Origin of the sequence: Viridibacterium curvum, from assembly GCF_039544165.1 — a bacterium.
Lineage (GTDB): Bacteria > Pseudomonadota > Gammaproteobacteria > Burkholderiales > Rhodocyclaceae > Viridibacterium > Viridibacterium curvum.
The window spans coordinates 221,862-240,716 of sequence record NZ_BAABLD010000002.1; the positions used below are offsets into that span (position 1 = coordinate 221,862).

Consider the following 18,855-nt stretch of genomic DNA (forward strand, 5'->3'; position numbering starts at 1 on the left):
GTGTCAGCTGGCCAGGCGGATGCCGGCGTTGCTGACGATCTCAGGGATGGCCGGCGAGCCTGCCGATACTGTCAGGACTTCGGCGCCGGTAGGGGTGACGACGATGGTGTGCTCCCACTGTGCCGAAAGCGAGCGGTCGCGCGTGACGATGGTCCAGCCGTCAGGTAGTTCCGAGATCGCGGCCTTGCCGGCGTTGATCATGGGCTCGATGGTGAAAATCATGCCTTCGCGCAGCGTCATGCCGGTGCCAGGGCGGCCGTAGTGCACGACCTGGGGCTCTTCATGGAACTTGCGGCCGATGCCGTGGCCGCAGAATTCACGAACGACCGAGAAGCCGGCACCTTCGGCGTGGCGCTGGATGACATGCCCGATATCGCCCAGCGTGGCACCAGGCTTCACGGCGGCAATGCCCAGCCACATGCATTCGTAGGTGACCTGACACAGGCGCTTGGCCTGGATGCTGACGTCGCCGCCAACCAGGAACATGCGGCTGGTGTCTCCGTGGAAACCATCCTTGATGACCGTGATGTCCAGGTTGACGATGTCACCCTTCTTGAGCGCTTTGGGGCCAGGAACACCGTGGCAGACCTGATGGTTGATCGAGGTACAGATCGACTTGGGGTAGGGGGAATAGCCTGGAGGGCAATAGTTCAGCGGAGCCGGGATCGTGCCTTGCACATTGACCATGTAGTCGTGGCACAGGCGGTCCAGCTCTTCGGTTGTTACGCCCGGCACGACAAACGGGGTGATGTAGTCCAGCACTTCGGAGGCTAGGCGGCCTGCGACGCGCATGCTTGCGATTTCTTCGGGGGTCTTGATGACGACGTTCATGCTGCGGGGGAGTGGCTGGCGCAAAGGGGCAAAGGTAACCCGTTTGCGGCTGGGCAGCAATGGCGGGCTTGAGCCTCGGGCCGCTTCGCTGCTAGAATCGTGGGCTGCGCTGCTTTGGATGTATAAATTCGCGCAAATTCACACGCCAGCGGTAATGGGTTGGCCGTTCTGTCAGCTTCGACTCAGAAACGGCACTGGGCATGGACGTTACATGCAGCCGCAGGCGGCGGACCAAACCTGTAAATACGGAGTATCAAAATGGCAGTGACCATGCGTCAAATGCTGGAAGCCGGTGTCCACTTCGGCCACCAGACCCGCTTCTGGAACCCCAAGATGGCCCCCTTCATTTTCGGCCATCGCAACAAGATTCACATCGTTAACCTGGAGAAGACTCTCCAGAAGTACAACGAAGCCATGGCCTTCATCAAGAAGCTGTCGGCTAACCGTGGCACCGTTCTGATGGTGGGCACCAAGCGTCAGGCCCGCGAGATCGTTGCTGAAGAAGCGCAACGTGCCGGTCTGCCTTTCGTGGATGAACGTTGGCTCGGCGGCATGCTGACCAACTTCAAGACGGTTAAGGGCTCGATCAAGCGCCTGAAGGAAATGGAACAGATGTTCGAGGAAGGCTCGCAAGACAAGCTTTCCAAGAAAGAAGCCCTGATGGCCAAGCGTGAGCTGGAGAAGCTGCAGAAGTCCATTGGCGGCATCAAGGACATGGCCGGCCTGCCGGACGCGATCTTCGTGATCGACGTGGGCTACCACAAGATCGCCATCACCGAAGCCAAGAAGCTGGGCATCCCCGTGATCGCCGTTGTGGATACCAACCACAGCCCCGAAGGTGTCGACTACGTGATTCCGGGTAACGACGACTCGTCGCGCGCGATCCGTCTGTACGCCCAAGGCGTGGCTGATGCCGTGCTGGAAGGCAAGAGCAACATGGAGCAAGCCTTCGTGGCAGCTGTGTCCGACGAGTTCGTCGAAGTGGACGCCGCAGCTTCTGCGTAATGATGGGCCGGGGCTGTCATCAGCCCCACATGGAGCCCCCTGAAAATCGCAGCCGGGGGCGTGCATCGCACGCGACCGGCTGTTTTTTCTTCAAGCCGCTATAAGCGGCATCTGGACTGAACTCAAGGAGCAAGCATGGCGGCAATTACCGCAAGCATGGTGGCTGAACTGCGCGCGAAGACCGACGCGCCCATGATGGAATGCAAGAAGGCGCTGACCGAAGCCGACGGCGATCTGGGCAAGGCTGAAGAGATCCTGCGCGTCAAGCTGGGCAACAAGGCCAGCAAGGCGGCTGCCCGCGTGACGGCTGAAGGCATCGTCGGCACCTACATTTCCGCTGACGGCAAGCTGGCCGCCATTGTCGAAGTGAACTGTGAAACCGACTTCGTGGCGAAGAACGACGACTTCCTGGCTTTCACCAAGGCTGTTGCCGAACTGGTGGCCACGCAGAATCCGGCCGACGTGGCTGCTCTGTCGGGCCTGGCGCTGCAGGGCTCGAACGTCGAAGCCGTGCGCACCGCACTGGTTGGCAAGATCGGTGAGAACATCTCGATCCGTCGTTTCGAGCGCGTCGAAGCCAAGGGCAAGGCTGCTCAATACATCCACGGTGGCTCCAAGGTCGGCGTGCTGCTGGATCTGGTGGGTGGTGACGATGCCACGGCCAAGGACATCGCGATGCACATAGCGGCCAGCAAGCCGAAGTCGCTGGACGCTTCGGGCGTTGCGCCCGAGCTCATCGAGACCGAGCGTCGCGTGGCCATCGAAAAAGCCAAGGAATCGGGCAAGCCGGAAGAGATGCTGGCGAAGATCGCTGAGGGCACGGTGCAGAAGTTCCTGAAGGAAGTGACCCTGCTGTCGCAAGTCTTCGTCAAGGCTGAAGACGGCAAGCAGACCATCGAGCAATTGCTGAAGAGCAAGTCCGCATCGGTGGCAAGCTTCACGCTGTACCTCGTTGGTGAGGGCATCGAGAAAAAGGTCACGGACTTCGCTGCTGAAGTCGCTGCCCAGGCTGCTGCTGCCCAGGCTCGCTGAGTCTGCGGGGCGGGCATATGCCCGCCCTGACATTGAATACCTGTGGCGCCGTTCGGCGCCACACCAACCCCACAGGAGAAAAGATGGCTGCTGCCTACAAACGCATTCTGCTCAAACTCTCCGGTGAAGCCCTGATGGGGGATGATGCCTACGGTATCAACCAGTCGGTGGTTTCCGGCATCGTGGCCGATGTGGCCGAAGTGGCGAAGCTGGGGGTCGAGATCGGTGTGGTCATCGGTGGCGGCAACATCTTCCGTGGTATGGCTGGCGCTGCGTCTGGCATGGATCGCGCAACGGCTGACTACATGGGAATGCTGGCAACCATCATGAATGCGATGGCACTTGCCGACGCATTCAACCACGCGGGTATCGGTGCGCGCGTGCAATCGGCACTGCGTGTCGATCAGGTCGTGGAACCCTACATCCGTGGCCGCGCAATCCGCCACCTTGAAGAAGGCCGTGTGGTCATCTTCGCCGCCGGAACCGGCAATCCCTTCTTTACGACTGATACGGCCGCCGCGCTGCGCGGCAGCGAGATCGGTGCGCAGATCGTCTTCAAGGCCACAAAGGTGGATGGTATCTACACGGCCGATCCGAAGAAGGATCCGACGGCGACCCGTTATACGACTGTGACGTTCGATGAGGCCATTGCCCGCAACCTGCAGGTCATGGATGCTACGGCTTTTGCACTGTGTCGCGACCAGCGTCTGCCGATCAAGGTCTTCAGTATCTTCAAGCCAGGCGCGCTGCTGCGCGTGGTGAAGGGTGAAGATGAAGGCACGCTGGTTCACGTTTGAAGGGGCTGAATAATGATTCCCGAACTGAAGAAAAATACTGAAGCCAAGATGCAGAAGTCGATCGAGGCGCTCAAGAACGACCTCGGCAAAGTGCGTACGGGCCGTGCGCACGCTGGTCTGCTCGATCATGTGATGGTCGATTACTACGGCTCGCCCACTGCCGTTCCGCAAGTTGCCAACGTGACCTTGCTGGATGCCCGTACTCTGGGTGTGCAGCCTTGGGAAAAGAACATGGTTGCCAAGGTGGAAAAGGCGATTCGTGAGTCTGACCTAGGCCTGAATCCTGCCGTGATGGGCGACATCATCCGTGTGCCGATGCCTGCGCTGACCGAAGAGCGTCGTCGTGATCTGATCAAGGTGGTCAAGAGCGAAGGTGAGAACGCCAAGGTGGCGATCCGTAACCTGCGTCGTGATGCAAATACCTCTTTGAAGGATGCACTCAAGGCCAAGGAAATTTCCGAAGACGAAGACCGTCGCACGCAGGAAGACGTCCAGAAGCTGACCGACAAATACATTGCTGAAGTCGACAAGCTCCTCGCGCAAAAAGAACAGGACCTGATGCAGGTTTGATTCAGGCCTGACCATCACGTCCTGCGGAGCCCGGCCTCATGCCCCTGTCGCGTCTGTTCAGCTCTACGCGTGAAATTCCCGAATCCTCGGTTGTGCCCCGACATATTGCCATTGTCATGGATGGCAACGGGCGCTGGGCCAAGAAGCGCTTCCTGCCCCGCGTGGCAGGGCACAAGCGTGGCGTGGAAACGGTTCGCTCCGTAGTGCGGCTGTGCATCGACCACGGTGTCGAGCACCTGACACTGTTCGCGTTCAGCTCGGAGAACTGGCGTCGTCCGCCGGACGAGGTGTCGTTCCTGATGAACCTGTTCATGCAGGCATTGCGGGATGAAGCAGCCCGACTACACAAGAACAACATCCGCCTGCGCGTTATTGGCGACCTGTCACGCTTTGATCCTTCGCTGGTTGAAGTCATCCGGGAGGCCGAGGCGCTGACAGGGGCCAATACTGCGCTGACCCTGTCAGTGGCGGCCAACTATGGCGGCCGCTGGGATGTGCTAAATGCCATCAACAATATGGTGGCTGAGCATCCGGAGAAGGCTGGGCGTTACGAGGAGGCCGATCTGGCTCCCTATCTGACCCTGGCCGATGCGCCTGAGCCTGATCTCTTCATCCGAACGGGGGGCGAGCAGCGCGTCAGCAACTTCTTGCTCTGGCAGTTGGCTTACACAGAGTTCTACTTTACTGATCGCTTGTGGCCGGATTTTGATGCTGAAGCATTTGGCGAGGCGATTGCGTCGTTCCGTCAGCGCGAGCGTCGCTTTGGCCGCACCAGCGAACAGCTCGACAAGCCCGCTGGGGAAAACTGATACATGCTCAAGACCCGCGTCATTACCGCCCTGATTGTCGGTGCCATCCTTGCAGTGGCCTTGTTTGCCTTTCCTGATTGGGCATGGGCCTGCTTCGTTGCTGCGATCGTCTGGCTGGCGGCCGGTGAATGGTCTCGCTTGCTGAAGTCCTCAACGGTCGAGCGTCATGTTTTTGCAGTGTTGGCTGTGCTGCCTGTGCTGGGGTTTGGCGTTGCCGGTTCAGGGCCTGGCGTGAAGCAGGATCTGATGGTTCTCGGCGGAGCTGCATATGGATGCGCTTTGGCTCTGTGGCTGTTTTCGGTACCAGTCCTGTTGCGCTATGAGCTTGGTTTGAGCGGCTTTTACGGTCGTTTCATTTATGGACTGATCGTCCTGGTGCCGGCTTCCATCGCCATGGTTGAGCTACGCCGTGATGAGCCTTTGCGCTTGTTGGCGTTCATGGCACCGGTCTGGATTGCTGATACGGCCGCTTATTTCGTCGGGCGTCGGTGGGGAAAAGTCAAACTGGCGCCTACGATCAGCCCGGGCAAGAGTCGCGAGGGCGCATATGGCGCCCTGGTGGCAGTTGCGCTTTACGCGCTGGCCATGCACCTGCTGGTTCCTGCTGTGGCCAGTTGGATGCCACTACTGGCTTGGCTTGGCCTTGCCTTGGTTTATACGGCAATGAGCATTGAGGGAGATCTGTTCGAGTCTCTGCTCAAGCGTCGCGCTGAAGTGAAGGACAGCGGCAACATCCTGCCCGGACATGGTGGTGTTCTGGACCGCATTGACAGTCTGTTGCCGACGCTACCTCTGGCTGGCCTGATATGGTTGATCTGTCGCTGACATGAAGCGCCAATCCATCACCATTCTCGGTTCGACCGGATCCATCGGTTGTAGCACGCTGGACGTTGTGGCGCGTCACCCGGACCGCTTTGAAGTGTTTGCGCTGAGTGGGCACAGCCGTGTCGCAGAGTTGGCTGAGCAATGCCGTCAGCACCGTCCGCGTGTTGCCGTGGTGGCAGGGCCGTCCGAGGCACAGCAGCTGCGCACGCTGGTGGGTGCAGACACTGCTACCGAAGTGCTGTACGGCCCGCAGGCGCTGGAACAGATAGCCTCGGCGGCCGAGGTCGACACGGTCATGGCAGCGATCGTAGGCGCCGCTGGATTGCCGTCGTCCCTCGCTGCGGCGCGCACGGGCAAGCGTCTCCTGCTCGCCAACAAAGAGGCGCTGGTCATGGCCGGCGAGCTGTTTCTGGAGGCTGTGCGCACTGGAGGTGCCACCTTGTTACCCATAGACAGTGAACACAACGCAATTTTCCAGTCCTTACCAGTCGGTTTTGACTACGGTTTGCGCGAGTGTGGCGTGCGTCGCATCGTCCTGACTGCCTCTGGGGGGCCTTTCCGTGACACCCCGATCAAGCAGTTGGCCGACGTGAGCCCGGATCAGGCATGCGCGCATCCCAACTGGGTCATGGGGCGCAAGATTTCTGTGGATTCCGCCACCATGATGAACAAGGGGCTGGAAGTCATTGAAGCCCATTGGCTGTTCGGGGTAGAGGCGGAGCGCATTGCGGTGGTGATCCATCCGGAGAGTGTCATCCACTCCATGGTCGATTACATCGATGGTTCCGTGATTGCCCAGCTTGGCTTGCCTGACATGCGGACCCCCATTGCCCATGCGCTGGGATTTCCGGATCGCCTGGTGTCCGGAACCGGCATGCTGGATCTTTGTCGAACTGGCAAGCTCAGCTTCCAGGACCCCGATTTGCAGCGCTTTCCCTGTCTTCGTCTTGCCTATGACGCGCTGCAAGCCGGCGGTAGTGCCGCGACGGTGCTTAACGCGGCCAACGAAATTGCGGTCGCGGCATTTCTCGACGGGCGTTTGCGGTTCGATCGCATTGCCTCGCTGGTTGAGGCGGTCATGACGCGCATGCCGGTCGTGCACCTTGATGATCTGCCGACAGTTGCAGGCGTCGACGGTGAGGCACGTAGCCGCGCACGCGAGCAACTGGAAGCCCGGGCAGGACACTGAGGGAGCGCTCTCCATGGCCTTGCTGCAAACAATCCTGGCTTTCATTGTTGCCATTGCGGTTCTGGTGGTCATTCACGAACTGGGGCATTACCTTGTAGCGCGCTGGTCTGGTGTCAAGGTTCTGCGTTTCTCGTTCGGTTTTGGTCGCGTCCTCTGGTCGCGTCGTGCGGGTCAGGACGACACGGAGTGGGCCATTTGTGCCTTTCCCCTTGGCGGCTACGTCAAGATGCTGGATGAGCGCGAAGGCGATATCGTGCCGGCGAAAGAACTGCACCGAGCCTTCAATCAGCAGTCTGTTTGGGTGCGATCCCTGATTGTGCTTGCCGGGCCAGCGGCAAATTTCCTGCTCGCGATCGTCGTGTACTGGGTGTTGTTCATGACCGGGCAGTTTGAGGTTGCATCGACCGTGGGCAGTGTTCAGCCCGGGTCTGCTGCGCAGCGTGCCGGCCTGAACAGTGGCGATCGCATCGTCGAAGCCGGGGGAAAGGAGCTGCAATCCTGGGGTGATTTGCGCTGGGCAGTCATTGAGTCGGCTATCGACGGAGCAACCTTGTCGTTGCTCGTGCAGTCTGCCGACGGTGAGCGCGTAGAGCGCAAGCTCGACCTGCGAGGCGTGTCGATCGATGATCGTCAGCCTGACCCCATGCAGCAAATTGGTTTGCGTCCGCCCATGCCGCAGGTTTCGCCGGTGGTGGGGCGTGTGTTGCCTGGCAGTCCGGCCGAAAAGGCTGGTATCCAACCCGGGGATCGCATCGTGTTGCTGGATGAGGTGGCTATCCCGCATTTCCAGGTGTTTGCCGATACGGTGGCAGCGCTATCCGGACACACGGTGCCCGTGCGTGTTGAGCGGGCAGGCAAGCTGGTCGATCTGACCGTCAGCATCGAGTCTGTCGCGGGCAGTCAGCCGCCGCGGGGGCGTGTGGGCATCGAAGTAAAGCCGGACCCTCAGGCACAGCGGATCACGATGACCGAAGTGTTCTATGGGCCGGTCGATGCGCTGGGCAAAGCGATGGAGTCAACGTGGACTACGACAGCATTCAGTCTCAAAGTCATGTGGCGAATGTTGCGTGGCGATGTGTCACTCAGCAATGTCAGTGGCCCCTTGACCATTGCGGACTACGCAGGCAAAAGCGCAAGGGCAGGGCTGGACTCTTTTGTCAGCTTCATTGCGCTTGTCAGCATCAGCCTGGGGGTGCTGAACCTGCTGCCGGTACCGCTGCTGGACGGTGGGCACTTGCTGTATTATCTCGCTGAAATCATTCGTGGAAAGCCGCTCTCCGAGCATGTAATGGAGCTTGGTCAGCGCGTCGGCTTCGTGCTTCTCGGCTGCCTGATGCTTCTCGCTTTCTTCAACGACATCAATCGACAGTTTTCCGGCCTGGGCTGATGACCAAGACAATTCTTTCCGCGGCGCTGGCTGCTCTTTTTGCGCCCGCCGTATTCGCGCTGTCACCCTTCGTCGTGAAGGACATCCGGGTTGAAGGTGTACAGCGAGTGGAAGCCGGCACGGTCTTTAATTACCTGCCAATCCGCATTGGAGACACCGTCGATGATCAACGGATCGCACAGGCACTGAAGGCACTCTATGCCACCGGCTTTTTCCGCGACGTGCGAATCGAGGCAGAAGGGGCCGTTCTGGTTGTGCAGGTGGACGAGCGTCCGGCTATCGCACGCATCTCGATCAGCGGCAATGATGAGTTCAGCAACGATGTTCTGCTCAAAGGTTTAAAGGATGCAGGTATTGCGGAGGCCCAGACTTTTGACCGCTCCGTGCTTGACCGTGTCGAACAGGAAATCAAGCAGCTTTACCTGACCAAGAGCTATTACGGTGTGACCGTACGCACAACGGCATCGCCACTCGAACGCAATCGCGTTGCGATCAATATCGAGATCAATGAGGGTCAGATCGCGACGATCAAGCGCATTCGTATCATCGGGGCCTCGGCTTATTCCGAGAGCAAATTGCTGGATCTGATGAACCTTGGTGAGTCTGGATGGTTCACCTGGTGGAATAAACGCGATCGATATTCGCGCCAGCGGTTGCAGGGGGACCTTGAAGAGATCCGCTCCTGGTATCTAGATCATGGTTACGCTGATTTCGCCATCGAGTCTTCGCAAGTATCGATCACGCCCGACAAGCGAGACGTGTACATCACCATCGGAATTCGCGAAGGCGTGGCTTACAAGTTTTCCAATGTCAAGCTGGCGGGGGACTTCCTCGTACCCGAAACCGAGCTGAGCAAGCTGGTTAATATCAAGCCGGGCGAAGTCTATTCCCGTGAGCGTCTTAACGAGATTTCACGCAAGTTGACGGATCGCTTGGGCAATGATGGTTACGCGTTCGCCAACGTGAATCCCATTCCGGAACTGAACCGGGAAAAGCGCGAAGCTGCTGTCACCTTTTTTATCGATCCTGGTCGACGCGCGTACATCAATCGCATCAATATCTCGGGTAACAATAAAACGCAGAGTGAGGTCATCCGTCGCGAAATCCGGCAGATGGAGAGCGCCTGGTATGACAGGGAGCGTGTAGATCGCTCCAAGTCGCGTATCGAACGTACGGGGTTCTTCGAGGAAGTCACGGTTGATACCGATGCTGTACCCGGGACTTCGGATCAGGTCGATCTCAACGTTAAGGTGAAGGAGAGGCCGACGGGTAACCTGTCTGTCGGCGTGGGTTACTCTCAGACGGAAAAAGTCGTTCTCAGCGGGTCGGTATCGCAGAACAATCTGTTCGGTACAGGCAATGCACTGACCTTGCAGGTGACCTCAGGGCGCGTGAATCAGAATTTGCAGCTGTCCTACACCAATCCCTACTACACCCAGGATGGGGTCAGTCGTGGTTTTGATCTCTACCAGCGCAAGGTTGATACCGGCGAGCTGGCTGTGGGGCGTTATGCCACGCGTTCCCAAGGTGGTGGCGTGCGTTTCGGTGTGCCGGTTGCGGAAGACGATACTGTCAGTTTTGGTCTGTCGTACGACAAGACAGACATTGGGGTTTTTGACGACAGTCCTGTCAAGTATCGGACCTTCGTTCAGGAAAACGGGGATACCGCGACGACGCTTCTCGGAAATGTTGGTTGGTCCCGCGATCGGCGCGATAGCGTGATTTATCCGATGCGCGGAACCTATCAGCGTATCTATACCGATGTGGCGATTCCAGTGGCGGATCTGCGATACGCACGCGTCGGATACTCGATCCAGAGCTTCTTCCCCATGACGGAGCGCGTCGCTTTGTTGATGGCAACAGAACTGGGGGCGGCTTCTGGCTATGGTGGCAAGTCTTTGCCTTTCTATAAGAACTACTATGCTGGCGGGATAGGCTCGGTGCGTGGTTACAGGGATTCTTCTCTGGGCGATGAGGTGCTCGACAAGTACGGCAACCGTACGGGCGAGTCGTATGGAGGCGCGCGTCTTGCGACAGGCTCGTTGGAACTGCTCTTTCCGATGCCTGGCATGAAAGAGAAGGACCGCAGCATGCGTCTGAGCACCTTCCTTGATGCAGGTCAGGTCTGGCCCAAGGGCGAGGGCATGAACCTGTGGGAGATGCGCTATTCCTACGGTGTGGCCATGAGCTGGGCGTCGCCGATCGGGCCGATGAAGTTCAGTCTGGGGTTCCCGATCAACAAGAAGGAAGGGGACCGTACCCAGAAATTCCAGTTCCAGCTTGGCCAGATTTTCTAGGAGGCTTGCCATGAGCCGTTTCCTGTTTGTCCTGCTGTCATGTCTGGCGTTGTTGAACGGTGTTGTCCATGCCGCCGACGGCATGCGTGTCGGCTTCGTCAATGCCGACAAGATCATGCGTGAGTCCGCACCCGCTTTGCGCGTTCAGAAAAAACTCGACAAGGAGTTCGAGAAGCGTGATGCCGACTTGCAGCGTGTCGCCAAGCAGTTGCAGACCATGCAGGATGCGCTGGAGAAGAACTCCGTGACCATGCCGGAATCCGAGCGCAGAACGCGCGAGCGCAATTTCAACGATCTCAATCGTGAGTTCCAGCGCAAGCGCCGAGAATATCTTGAAGACCGCAACCAGCGTCAGAGTGAAGAGATGTCTGGCGTACTGGATCGCGCGAACCGCGTGATCAAACAGGTTGCCGAGGCCGAAAAGTACGATCTGATCGTGCAGGAAGTCGTGTATTTCAACCCGGCCATCGACATTACCGACAAGGTCATCAAGGCGCTTGCCGACCCTGTAGCACCACCGACCAAATGAGTGATCACAGCCGTACTCTTTCCGAGATTGCAGCCGCATTGGGCGGTGAGTTGCAGGGTAATGGACAGCTGCGCATTCGCCAGGTGGCGCCGCTGGAGCGTGCCGGAGAAGCCGAGATCGGATTCGTGGCACATGCCAAGTACCGCAAGGGTCTCGAAACGACGCAAGCGGCCGCGCTGATCTTGCCGCGCTCACTGGCGGATGCGTGGTCTGGGCCACGCATCGTTGTTGACGATCCTTACCTGTATTTCGCACGCGTCTCGCAGTTGCTGAATCCTCCGCCAGCGGTCGTGCGGGGTATCCATCCCTCGGCCGTCGTGCTCAGTCCTGTGCCTGCCAGTGCAAGCATCGGGGCTCTGGCATACGTGGGTGAGAACTGCAGCATCGCTGAAGGTGTTGTGGTGGGGCCGGGTTGCGTGATCGAGCAAGGGGTGACAATTGGCGAGGCGACGTGGTTGCATTCTCGCGTTGTCATCAAGTCAGACTGCGTACTGGGTCGGGAATGCATCCTGCACTCCGGTGTCGTGATCGGTACTGATGGTTTTGGTATTGCACGTCGCAAGGACGGGAGTTGGGAGAAGATTCCCCAGATCGGCCGGGTGGTAATCGGAGATTGCGTCGAGATTGGTGCCAACACCTGTATTGACCGCGGCGCGCTGGATGACACGCTGATCGGTAACGGCGTCAAGCTCGACAACCTGATCCAGATTGGCCATAACTGTCAGGTAGGTGACAACACTGCGATGGCGGCCATGAGTGGCATTGCCGGCAGTACGAAGATTGGCAAGCGTGTACTCGTGGGTGGAGCGTCTGGCGTGGCTGGGCACATCGAGATTGCTGACGACATTGTCTTGTCGGCGCATTCCAGTGTCACCAAGAGCCTGACCGAGAAGGCCGTCTACACCTCGGTAATCCCCGTGCAGCCGCATATCGAATGGGCACGCAATGCCGTCCAGGTCAAGCATCTGGACGCGATGGCCGATCGCATCAAACAGCTTGAAAAACGATTGAACGAACTGGAATTGAAAGAAGGGGAGAAGAACGAGTGAGCGCGATGGAAATCCTTGAGATCAAGAATTACTTGCCGCATCGTTATCCGTTCCTGCTGGTCGATCGAGTGATCGAGATGGAACTGGGCAAGCGTCTTGTCGCGATCAAGAACGTCACAATCAACGAAGAGTTCTTCAACGGACATTTTCCGCACATGCCGGTGATGCCGGGCGTATTGATTCTCGAGGCCATGGCGCAAGCCTGTGCCGTACTGTCGTTCAAGACGCAGGGCATCCTGCCGGATGACAAGACCGAGTTGTACTTCGCTGGCATCGACAATGCGCGTTTCAAGCGCCCGGTCGTGCCGGGTGACCAGCTGCGCTTTGAAGTGCAGATTGACCGCACCATGCGCGGTATCTGGAAGTACAAGGGTGTGGCCTACGTCGGCAGTGACGTGGCTGCTGAAGCTGACCTCATGTGCGCGATCAGGCTCAATAAATGATTCATCCCACAGCCCTTGTCAGCCCGAACGCGAAGATCGGCGCGCGTGTCCAGATCGGGCCGTACTCGGTGATCGAAGATCATGTCGAGATCGGCGACGACACCGTTGTCGGCTCGCACGTTGTGATCAAGGGGCACACGACCATTGGCCGTGAGAACCGCATCTTCCAGTTCTGCTCGATCGGTGAAATTCCGCAGGACAAGAAGTACGCTGGCGAACCGACGCGGCTGGAGATCGGTGATCGCAACACGATTCGTGAGTACTGCAATTTCAATATCGGTACGGCGCAGGATGCGGGTGTTACGCGTATCGGTAGCGACAACTGGTTCATGGCTTCTGTCCATATCGGTCATGATTGCCAGGTTGGCAGCCAGACCATCATGGCGAACAACGTCACCCTCGGTGGGCATGTGCACGTCGGTGATTTCGTCATCCTTGGAGGCATGGCCGCCGTGCATCAATTCACCATCATCGGCGCACACAGCATGGCCGGTGGTGGTGCGATCATCACCCAGGATGTGCCTCCCTTCGTGATGCATGCCGGCAATCCTACGACACCGCATGGCATCAACAGTGAAGGCTTGCGTCGTCGTGGCTTCTCTGCCGAGGCCATTGCTCAGATCAAGCGTGCCTACAAGGCCATCTACCGCGAAAACCTCACGCTGGCCCAGGCGCGTGAAGAAGTCGCACAGCTTGCAGCGGCAACGCCAGAGCTGCAGGTCATGATGGACTTCTTCGAAGCCTCGAAGCGCGGCATCATCCGCTGAGCATCATGCGTATCGCCATGGTGGCCGGTGAGGCCTCGGGGGATCTGCTGGCCAGCCATCTCATGAGAGCCCTGCGGGTGCATCTTCCCGATGTGCAGTTTTTTGGCATCGGTGGCCCTCGCATGGAAGCAGAGGGATTTGATTCCTGGTGGTCGGCTGAGCGTCTGGCCGTAAACGGAATCGTCGACGTGCTTTTCCGATATCGTGAGCTGCTGGGCATTCGCAATGGCTTGGTTAAGCGCTTGCGCGCCGAGCCGCCAGATCTGTTCATCGGTATCGACGCTCCGGATTTCAATCTTGGTCTCGAAGAGAAGTTGCGTAAGTCGGGGATCCCGACGGCGCACTACGTCAGCCCCACCATTTGGGCCTGGCGTGGCAAGCGCGTCTTCAAGATCAAGCGCGCCGCAGATTGCGTGCTATGCCTGTTTCCATTCGAACCCGTGCTGTTCGAAAAGCATGGCGTCCGCGCGCATTTCGTGGGCCATCCATTGGCGGACGAGTTTCCGCTGAAACCTGACCGCGAAGCAGCGCGCGAGTTGCTGGGAATTCCCAAGGCGCCCAAGGTGGTGGCATTGCTGCCCGGGAGCCGCAATGGCGAGGTCAGCAGACTGGCCGATGATTTTGTGGCGACAGCCCGAATCCTGCACGAACGTCATCCGGAGCTTCGTTTTGTCGTGCCGCTCGTGACACGGGCGACTCGCCATCTATTCGAAGAGGCCATCCGGCGGGCCGATGCACAGGAATTGCCGATCCGCATCCTCTTTGGTCATTCGCGTGAGGCCATGACGGCAGCAGACGCGGTGCTCGTTGCGAGTGGCACGGCGACACTGGAGGCTGCTCTTCTCAAGCGCCCCATGGTCATTGCTTATCGCCTTGCGAGCCTCTCGTATCACATCATCAAACGGCTGGCCTATCTACCCTACGTGGGTTTGCCTAACATTCTCGGGCGTGAGTTCCTTGTGCCGGAGTTCATCCAGGATGCCGTCAATCCAGCAGCCATGGCGGACGCTATCGAGAAATGGCTCAACGACCGTACTGCATGTGAAGCCCTGGCCGAACGGTTTGACGCGATTCATCACGAGTTGCGGCAGGACAATGCGGCGCGTGCTGCCGAAGCGCTGCTGCCGCTGTTGAGGCGGAGATGAGTGCCGTGCTGCTCATCGCGGGGGCGGATGAAGCGGGGCGTGGGCCTCTGTGTGGGCCTGTTGTTGCTGCTGCCGTGATTCTTGATCCGGCGCGCCCTATCGCTGGACTTGCGGATTCCAAGAAGCTCTCGGAAGCGGCACGTGATCGGTTAGCTCCGTTGATCCAGCGGGATGCCTTGGCCTGGGCGATTGCAGAGGCCAGTGTCGAGGAGATCGACCGTCTCAACATCCTTCACGCCAGCATGTTGGCGATGCGGCGTGCCATCGAGGCGCTGAGCGTTGTGCCGAACGAGGCGCTCATTGATGGCAACCGCATTCCTCCCGGGTTGAGAATGCCCGCCAGGGCGATTGTCAAAGGGGATGCCAAGGAGCCCGCCATTTCCGCAGCCTCCATTCTCGCCAAGACGCATCGCGATGCCTTGTTGGTGGCGCTGGACCGCGACTATCCCGAGTACGGCTTTGCCCAGCACAAGGGCTATCCCACGGCAGCTCATCTGGAAGTGTTGGCACGCCTGGGGGCGACGCCGCACCATCGCCGCAGTTTTGCTCCGGTGCGCGAGGCTCTCGCGCAGTTGCCTGTTCAGGCCTCGTTGCTGTGATGAAGCTCATCCAGTCTCGCGACAATCCGACTTTCAAACACCTGCGCGCCCTGGTCGAGGAGTCCCGTTACCGGCGCGAGCAAGGCCGGACCGTGCTTGATGGCGCCCATCTCATCAAGGCCGCCAGTGCCGCGGGCGTTGTTTTTCACCGTGTTGTGGTCACCGCCAAGGCAATGCGGCAGCAGGAGGTGCAGCGAATCGTCGAGGGCGGCTTGCCCTCGCGATGTGAGTTGCTTGAGGTCTCAGAGACCTTGCTGCGTCAGATCAGTCCAGTCGATACGCCAGCGGGCATCGCTGCAGAAATCGAGATTCCACGTCACTCGCCGGTCAATGTGTGCGGCGACGTGTTAATGCTGGAAGCCGTTCAGGATGCGGGCAACCTTGGTACTTTGCTACGAACAGCGGCGGCTGCCGGTGTTGGGCGCGTTGTGCTCAGCGCACAGTGTGCGCAGGCATGGTCACCCAAAGTCCTGCGTGCCGGAATGGGCGGGCACTTTGCACTCCACATTACTGAGGGAGCCGACCTGACAGGTGAATTGTCCACTTGGCAAGGCCCCGTGCTGGCTACTGCGCTGACAATAGACGCCGTAGACCTTTACGCCACTGACTTGCGAGCCCCCGCAGTCTGGCTGTTCGGTTCGGAGGGGCAGGGCTTGAGCGCTGCCATGCTGCAACGTGCAACGCAGCGTGTGCGCATACCCATGCCGGGCGGCACAGAGTCCCTGAATGTTGCCGCCGCCGCCGCTGTCTGCCTGTTCGAACAACTCCGTCAGCGTCGTATTTGATCTATATCCAGAAACCTTGTCGTGGTTTTCCCTAGGCTACGGACAAGGAGTGTTGTATGGATATCGAGCCAATCGAGAAAGTCGCCAGGGCTGGCGTGAGCAAAGCGGCACTGATGGTGAATGATCTGCCTCGCTACATATTGCGTTGCGTGCTGGCAGGTTTGTATCTGTCGATTGTGGTGCTGGTGTATTGGTGCCTCATCGAAAACCTGCACGGCAGTCCGTTCGGCAAAGTGCTCGCGTCTGCGTTTTTCGGTGTTGGGCTGTCGGTGATTGTTTTCACCCAGTCCGAGCTGTTTACCAGCAACAACATGTATCTGGCTGTCTCCTCTGCGGGTGGTCGAACCCTCTGGCGTCAGGCCTGGTGGCTGTGGGGCATTTGCTGGGTGGGGAATCTCATCGGCGCTTTGCTGTTGTGTGTGTTACTGGTCGGGGCGGGCGTGCTCGCCGAGTTGCCGGCCAGCCATGCCTTGCATGCGGGCGCCCTGCACAAGGCACATCAAGGAGCGCTTGCGATATTCAGCAAGGGAATTCTAGCCAACTGGGTTGTCTGTCTTGCCGTCTGGGTGGCGATGCGGGTGAAGGAAGATCTCACCAGGATTGTGGTGATGATTCTCGTGGTTTTCATCTTCCTGTATCTGGGGTTTGAGCACTCCATTGCCAATATGGGGACTTTCTCGATGTCCATGCTTGGACAGGGCACCCTGACGCTTGGGGATGCTGTGTTCAATCTCTTGTTCAGTACGCTTGGCAATATCGTTGGTGGTGCTGTCTTCGTCGGGCTGGCTTACCAGTTCCTCGAAGCGCCGAAGGCGTCTGACACAGCCAGTCGGGCGACTGTCACTGAAGCTGCGGGCGAGCCGCAAGGGCCGTTGATACGGCAAACTCGCTGAGACCCAGATTCATCGAGTCTTGTCGCGGACCAGACGTTGCTTCTCGCGCTCCCAGTCGCGCTGCTTCTCGGTCTCGCGCTTGTCGTATTGTTTTTTACCCTTGGCGAGGCCGACTTCCATCTTGATGCGGCCGCGCGTGTAGTGCAGGTCCAGCGGAACAAGCGTGTAGCCCGCACGCTCCACCCGGCCGATGAGTTTGGCGATCTCGCCCGCATTCAGCAGCAGCTTGCGCGTTCGCACAGGATCCGGATTGACGTGTTTCGAGGCCTCCGGCAGCGCACTGATGTGCATGCCGATGACTACGACCTCCTCGCCGCGCAGAATCACATAGGCCTCCTTGATCTGCACACGCCCAGCGCGGATCGCCTTGACCTCCCAGCCTTCGAGGATCAGACCGGCTTCGTATTTCTCCTCGATGAAGTAGTCGTGGAAGGCCTTGCGGTTATCGATGATGCTCATGCGGAGAAGGGCTACCGGGCGGGAAAAGGAAGAAAGAGGCTACGCGGGCTTGCGCTAGAATCGCGATTTTAGCAGCGCAGCGTCCGCCCTTACTCCCGATGGCTTCCGAAGTCCGCAAAGTCGTCCTCATCGAGCATTCCGCACAGCGCATGTTTGCACTGGTCGATGGTGTCGAGGACTATCCCGCGTTCCTGCCCTGGTGCGGCGGCGGCGAAGTGCTTGAGCGTACTGATAGCCTCACCACGGCCGTTCTGCACGTCAATTACCACGGCATTCGCACGCACTTTTCCACCCGGAACGAAAAGGTGTTTCCCGGCAGCATGCGGCTTAACCTCGTTGAGGGTCCGTTCAAGCATCTTGAGGGAGAGTGGTTGTTCAAGGCGCTAGGCAACGCAGCCTGCAAGATCGAATTCAACCTGCGCTACGAGTTCTCCAGCAAGCTGCTGGAGAAGGCGCTGGGTCCGGTCTTCAATCACATTGCCAATACCTTCGTCGAAGCATTCGTCCGGCGTGCCAACCAGCTCCAGCAGGAGAAACCATGAGCGAGCAGCAGATCCAGGTTGACGTCTGTTACGCCTTGCCCGGCAAGCAGGAGCTGGTGTCACTGACTTTGCCTGCCGGCAGCACCGCCCAGACCGCCATCGAAGCCTCGGGGCTGCTGTCGCGTTATCCCGAGATTGACCTGGAAAAGAACAAGGTCGGCGTCTTCGCCAAACTGGTCAAGCTCGACGCTCCTTTGCGCGATCGTGATCGGGTGGAGATCTATCGCCCCTTGATTGCTGACCCCAAGGAAGTCCGCCGCAAGCGTGCGGAAGAGGGCAAGGTCATGAAAAAAGGCGGCGGCACGCTCGAGGCGTAAACCGCCGCCCTCTGGCGGAGGTGCTCAGTTGCAGTCGCGGGCGATCTGGGCGCGGACGCGCTCGGCTTCGCGTGCCATCTGTTCGTCCTCCATGAAGACGCGTTCGCCGTTGGCGTCCAGCTTTGCCACGCGGCCACCCTTCTGAAGCATGGCCAGATTGCCGCGCAAGCTTTCGCAATGGCGGCGCTTCTCGTCAGCCTTGTCAGCCTCCGCCTTGCGTTTCGCCTCTGCCTCCTTGTCCGCAGCCTGCTTCTGCTTGTATTCCAGATCACGTTCCTGCCAGGTCTTCGGGCCGGACTGGGATGCCGCTGGCGAGGACTGTCCAGCGGCAGACTTGTCGCCGCTTGCCGCTTTTTCCTTGTCTCCGCCACTCGCTGTGCTGGACTTGCTGCTGTCTGAGGGCGGGCCCGGGCGGGCTGCCGGCTTGTTCGTGACCTGCGTCTTGCTGTCAGGCGGAGGTTGGTCCGAGTAATGCGTGCGCCCGTTCGCGTCTTTCCATGAATAGATCTGCGCCACCACGCCTTGCATGGCGAGCAGGCTGGCTATTGCGACGGAGGAAACGAGCAGTCTGTGCAGGGACATCGT

General features: G+C 59.1%; 22 protein-coding genes. 19 read left to right on the forward strand and 3 right to left on the reverse strand.

The features are described 5' to 3' along the window. Window positions 1–3: 3 nt before the first annotated feature. Window positions 4–888: a type I methionyl aminopeptidase gene (gene map, locus ABEA02_RS02200; RefSeq protein WP_345531583.1), complete on the reverse strand. Its 885-nt coding sequence runs from the start codon at window positions 886–888 to the stop codon at window positions 4–6. 201 nt (window positions 889–1,089) lie between these two features. On the opposite strand from map, the gene rpsB reads away from it, so the two are divergent. The 17 genes from rpsB to ABEA02_RS02285 all read left to right on the forward strand — a co-directional run bounded on the left by rpsB (window position 1,090) and on the right by ABEA02_RS02285 (window position 16,952). After that, complete coding sequence (rpsB, locus tag ABEA02_RS02205; protein WP_345531187.1) at window positions 1,090–1,836, forward strand: 30S ribosomal protein S2; 747 nt, start codon at window positions 1,090–1,092, stop codon at window positions 1,834–1,836. 135 nt (window positions 1,837–1,971) lie between these two features. Further along, a complete protein-coding gene (gene tsf / locus ABEA02_RS02210; protein WP_345531188.1) occupies window positions 1,972–2,868 on the forward strand; it encodes a translation elongation factor Ts in 897 nt (298 codons plus the stop codon). An 83-nt stretch (window positions 2,869–2,951) separates the two neighbouring features. Continuing rightward, window positions 2,952–3,665 carry a UMP kinase gene (pyrH, locus tag ABEA02_RS02215; protein WP_345531189.1) on the forward strand — a complete coding sequence of 238 codons (714 nt, stop codon included), beginning with the start codon at window positions 2,952–2,954 and terminating at the stop codon, window positions 3,663–3,665. Between the two features lie 12 nt (window positions 3,666–3,677). Then, window positions 3,678–4,235, forward strand: coding sequence for a ribosome recycling factor (frr, locus tag ABEA02_RS02220; protein ID WP_345531190.1), 558 nt, complete (start codon window positions 3,678–3,680; stop codon window positions 4,233–4,235). A gap of 38 nt (window positions 4,236–4,273) precedes the next feature. Next, a complete protein-coding gene (uppS, locus tag ABEA02_RS02225; protein ID WP_345531191.1) occupies window positions 4,274–5,044 on the forward strand; it encodes a polyprenyl diphosphate synthase in 771 nt (256 codons plus the stop codon). A gap of 3 nt (window positions 5,045–5,047) precedes the next feature. Next, window positions 5,048–5,869 carry a phosphatidate cytidylyltransferase gene (locus ABEA02_RS02230; RefSeq protein WP_345531192.1) on the forward strand — a complete coding sequence of 274 codons (822 nt, stop codon included), beginning with the start codon at window positions 5,048–5,050 and terminating at the stop codon, window positions 5,867–5,869. Window position 5,870: 1 nt separating this feature from the next. Next, window positions 5,871–7,058, forward strand: coding sequence for a 1-deoxy-D-xylulose-5-phosphate reductoisomerase (gene ispC, locus ABEA02_RS02235; RefSeq protein ID WP_345531193.1), 1,188 nt, complete (start codon window positions 5,871–5,873; stop codon window positions 7,056–7,058). Between the two features lie 13 nt (window positions 7,059–7,071). Further along, window positions 7,072–8,445: an RIP metalloprotease RseP gene (gene rseP / locus ABEA02_RS02240; protein ID WP_345531194.1), complete on the forward strand. Its 1,374-nt coding sequence runs from the start codon at window positions 7,072–7,074 to the stop codon at window positions 8,443–8,445. Then, window positions 8,445–10,742 (forward strand): outer membrane protein assembly factor BamA, encoded by a 2,298-nt coding sequence (bamA, locus tag ABEA02_RS02245; RefSeq protein ID WP_345531195.1) that lies wholly within the window; start codon window positions 8,445–8,447, stop codon window positions 10,740–10,742. Before rseP ends, bamA begins: the two co-directional genes overlap by 1 nt. A gap of 10 nt (window positions 10,743–10,752) precedes the next feature. Further along, entirely contained in the window at window positions 10,753–11,271 is a 519-nt protein-coding gene (locus ABEA02_RS02250; RefSeq protein ID WP_425584650.1) for an OmpH/Skp family outer membrane protein, read from the forward strand. Further along, window positions 11,268–12,320 (forward strand): UDP-3-O-(3-hydroxymyristoyl)glucosamine N-acyltransferase, encoded by a 1,053-nt coding sequence (gene lpxD, locus ABEA02_RS02255; RefSeq protein ID WP_345531196.1) that lies wholly within the window; start codon window positions 11,268–11,270, stop codon window positions 12,318–12,320. Before ABEA02_RS02250 ends, lpxD begins: the two co-directional genes overlap by 4 nt. A 5-nt stretch (window positions 12,321–12,325) precedes the next feature. Further along, complete coding sequence (fabZ, locus tag ABEA02_RS02260; RefSeq protein WP_345531197.1) at window positions 12,326–12,763, forward strand: 3-hydroxyacyl-ACP dehydratase FabZ; 438 nt, start codon at window positions 12,326–12,328, stop codon at window positions 12,761–12,763. After that, entirely contained in the window at window positions 12,760–13,530 is a 771-nt protein-coding gene (gene lpxA / locus ABEA02_RS02265) for an acyl-ACP--UDP-N-acetylglucosamine O-acyltransferase (RefSeq protein WP_345531198.1), read from the forward strand. Before fabZ ends, lpxA begins: the two co-directional genes overlap by 4 nt. A gap of 5 nt (window positions 13,531–13,535) precedes the next feature. Then, window positions 13,536–14,675 (forward strand): lipid-A-disaccharide synthase, encoded by a 1,140-nt coding sequence (gene lpxB / locus ABEA02_RS02270; RefSeq protein WP_345531199.1) that lies wholly within the window; start codon window positions 13,536–13,538, stop codon window positions 14,673–14,675. Further along, window positions 14,672–15,274 carry a ribonuclease HII gene (gene rnhB / locus ABEA02_RS02275; RefSeq protein WP_345531200.1) on the forward strand — a complete coding sequence of 201 codons (603 nt, stop codon included), beginning with the start codon at window positions 14,672–14,674 and terminating at the stop codon, window positions 15,272–15,274. Before lpxB ends, rnhB begins: the two co-directional genes overlap by 4 nt. Next, a complete protein-coding gene (locus ABEA02_RS02280; protein ID WP_345531201.1) occupies window positions 15,274–16,059 on the forward strand; it encodes a TrmH family RNA methyltransferase in 786 nt (261 codons plus the stop codon). Before rnhB ends, ABEA02_RS02280 begins: the two co-directional genes overlap by 1 nt. A 56-nt stretch (window positions 16,060–16,115) precedes the next feature. Then, window positions 16,116–16,952 carry a formate/nitrite transporter family protein gene (locus ABEA02_RS02285; RefSeq protein ID WP_345531202.1) on the forward strand — a complete coding sequence of 279 codons (837 nt, stop codon included), beginning with the start codon at window positions 16,116–16,118 and terminating at the stop codon, window positions 16,950–16,952. 9 nt (window positions 16,953–16,961) lie between these two features. Here ABEA02_RS02285 and smpB read toward each other — a convergent pair whose 3' ends face one another. Next, window positions 16,962–17,411, reverse strand: a complete 450-nt coding sequence (gene smpB, locus ABEA02_RS02290; protein WP_345531203.1) for an SsrA-binding protein SmpB — start codon at window positions 17,409–17,411, stop codon at window positions 16,962–16,964. A gap of 98 nt (window positions 17,412–17,509) precedes the next feature. Between smpB and ABEA02_RS02295 the strand changes: the two genes are divergently transcribed. Then, window positions 17,510–17,953 carry a type II toxin-antitoxin system RatA family toxin gene (locus ABEA02_RS02295; protein ID WP_345531204.1) on the forward strand — a complete coding sequence of 148 codons (444 nt, stop codon included), beginning with the start codon at window positions 17,510–17,512 and terminating at the stop codon, window positions 17,951–17,953. Next, window positions 17,950–18,270 (forward strand): RnfH family protein, encoded by a 321-nt coding sequence (locus ABEA02_RS02300; RefSeq protein WP_345531205.1) that lies wholly within the window; start codon window positions 17,950–17,952, stop codon window positions 18,268–18,270. Before ABEA02_RS02295 ends, ABEA02_RS02300 begins: the two co-directional genes overlap by 4 nt. 24 nt (window positions 18,271–18,294) lie before the next feature. Here ABEA02_RS02300 and ABEA02_RS02305 read toward each other — a convergent pair whose 3' ends face one another. Next, a complete protein-coding gene (locus ABEA02_RS02305; RefSeq protein WP_345531206.1) occupies window positions 18,295–18,852 on the reverse strand; it encodes a DUF4124 domain-containing protein in 558 nt (185 codons plus the stop codon). Between the last annotated feature and the right edge of the window lie 3 nt (window positions 18,853–18,855).

What these genes read in the sequence shown, in the direction of transcription:
- ABEA02_RS02300 (WP_345531205.1), top strand. Translation starts at nt 17,950, where the DNA reads ATGAGCGAGCAGCAGATCCAGGTTGACGTCTGTTACGCCTTGCCCGGC.
- ABEA02_RS02230 (WP_345531192.1), top strand. Translation starts at nt 5,048, where the DNA reads ATGCTCAAGACCCGCGTCATTACCGCCCTGATTGTCGGTGCCATCCTT.
- ABEA02_RS02280 (WP_345531201.1), top strand. Translation starts at nt 15,274, where the DNA reads ATGAAGCTCATCCAGTCTCGCGACAATCCGACTTTCAAACACCTGCGC.
- fabZ (WP_345531197.1), top strand. Translation starts at nt 12,326, where the DNA reads ATGGAAATCCTTGAGATCAAGAATTACTTGCCGCATCGTTATCCGTTC.
- rseP (WP_345531194.1), top strand. Translation starts at nt 7,072, where the DNA reads ATGGCCTTGCTGCAAACAATCCTGGCTTTCATTGTTGCCATTGCGGTT.
- smpB (WP_345531203.1), bottom strand. Translation starts at nt 17,411, where the DNA reads ATGAGCATCATCGATAACCGCAAGGCCTTCCACGACTACTTCATCGAG.
- lpxA (WP_345531198.1), top strand. Translation starts at nt 12,760, where the DNA reads ATGATTCATCCCACAGCCCTTGTCAGCCCGAACGCGAAGATCGGCGCG.
- frr (WP_345531190.1), top strand. Translation starts at nt 3,678, where the DNA reads ATGATTCCCGAACTGAAGAAAAATACTGAAGCCAAGATGCAGAAGTCG.
- tsf (WP_345531188.1), top strand. Translation starts at nt 1,972, where the DNA reads ATGGCGGCAATTACCGCAAGCATGGTGGCTGAACTGCGCGCGAAGACC.
- pyrH (WP_345531189.1), top strand. Translation starts at nt 2,952, where the DNA reads ATGGCTGCTGCCTACAAACGCATTCTGCTCAAACTCTCCGGTGAAGCC.
- uppS (WP_345531191.1), top strand. Translation starts at nt 4,274, where the DNA reads ATGCCCCTGTCGCGTCTGTTCAGCTCTACGCGTGAAATTCCCGAATCC.
- lpxD (WP_345531196.1), top strand. Translation starts at nt 11,268, where the DNA reads ATGAGTGATCACAGCCGTACTCTTTCCGAGATTGCAGCCGCATTGGGC.
- bamA (WP_345531195.1), top strand. Translation starts at nt 8,445, where the DNA reads ATGACCAAGACAATTCTTTCCGCGGCGCTGGCTGCTCTTTTTGCGCCC.
- lpxB (WP_345531199.1), top strand. Translation starts at nt 13,536, where the DNA reads ATGCGTATCGCCATGGTGGCCGGTGAGGCCTCGGGGGATCTGCTGGCC.
- ABEA02_RS02305 (WP_345531206.1), bottom strand. Translation starts at nt 18,852, where the DNA reads ATGTCCCTGCACAGACTGCTCGTTTCCTCCGTCGCAATAGCCAGCCTG.
- rpsB (WP_345531187.1), top strand. Translation starts at nt 1,090, where the DNA reads ATGGCAGTGACCATGCGTCAAATGCTGGAAGCCGGTGTCCACTTCGGC.
- ABEA02_RS02285 (WP_345531202.1), top strand. Translation starts at nt 16,116, where the DNA reads ATGGATATCGAGCCAATCGAGAAAGTCGCCAGGGCTGGCGTGAGCAAA.
- ABEA02_RS02250 (WP_425584650.1), top strand. Translation starts at nt 10,753, where the DNA reads ATGAGCCGTTTCCTGTTTGTCCTGCTGTCATGTCTGGCGTTGTTGAAC.
- ABEA02_RS02295 (WP_345531204.1), top strand. Translation starts at nt 17,510, where the DNA reads ATGGCTTCCGAAGTCCGCAAAGTCGTCCTCATCGAGCATTCCGCACAG.
- rnhB (WP_345531200.1), top strand. Translation starts at nt 14,672, where the DNA reads ATGAGTGCCGTGCTGCTCATCGCGGGGGCGGATGAAGCGGGGCGTGGG.
- ispC (WP_345531193.1), top strand. Translation starts at nt 5,871, where the DNA reads ATGAAGCGCCAATCCATCACCATTCTCGGTTCGACCGGATCCATCGGT.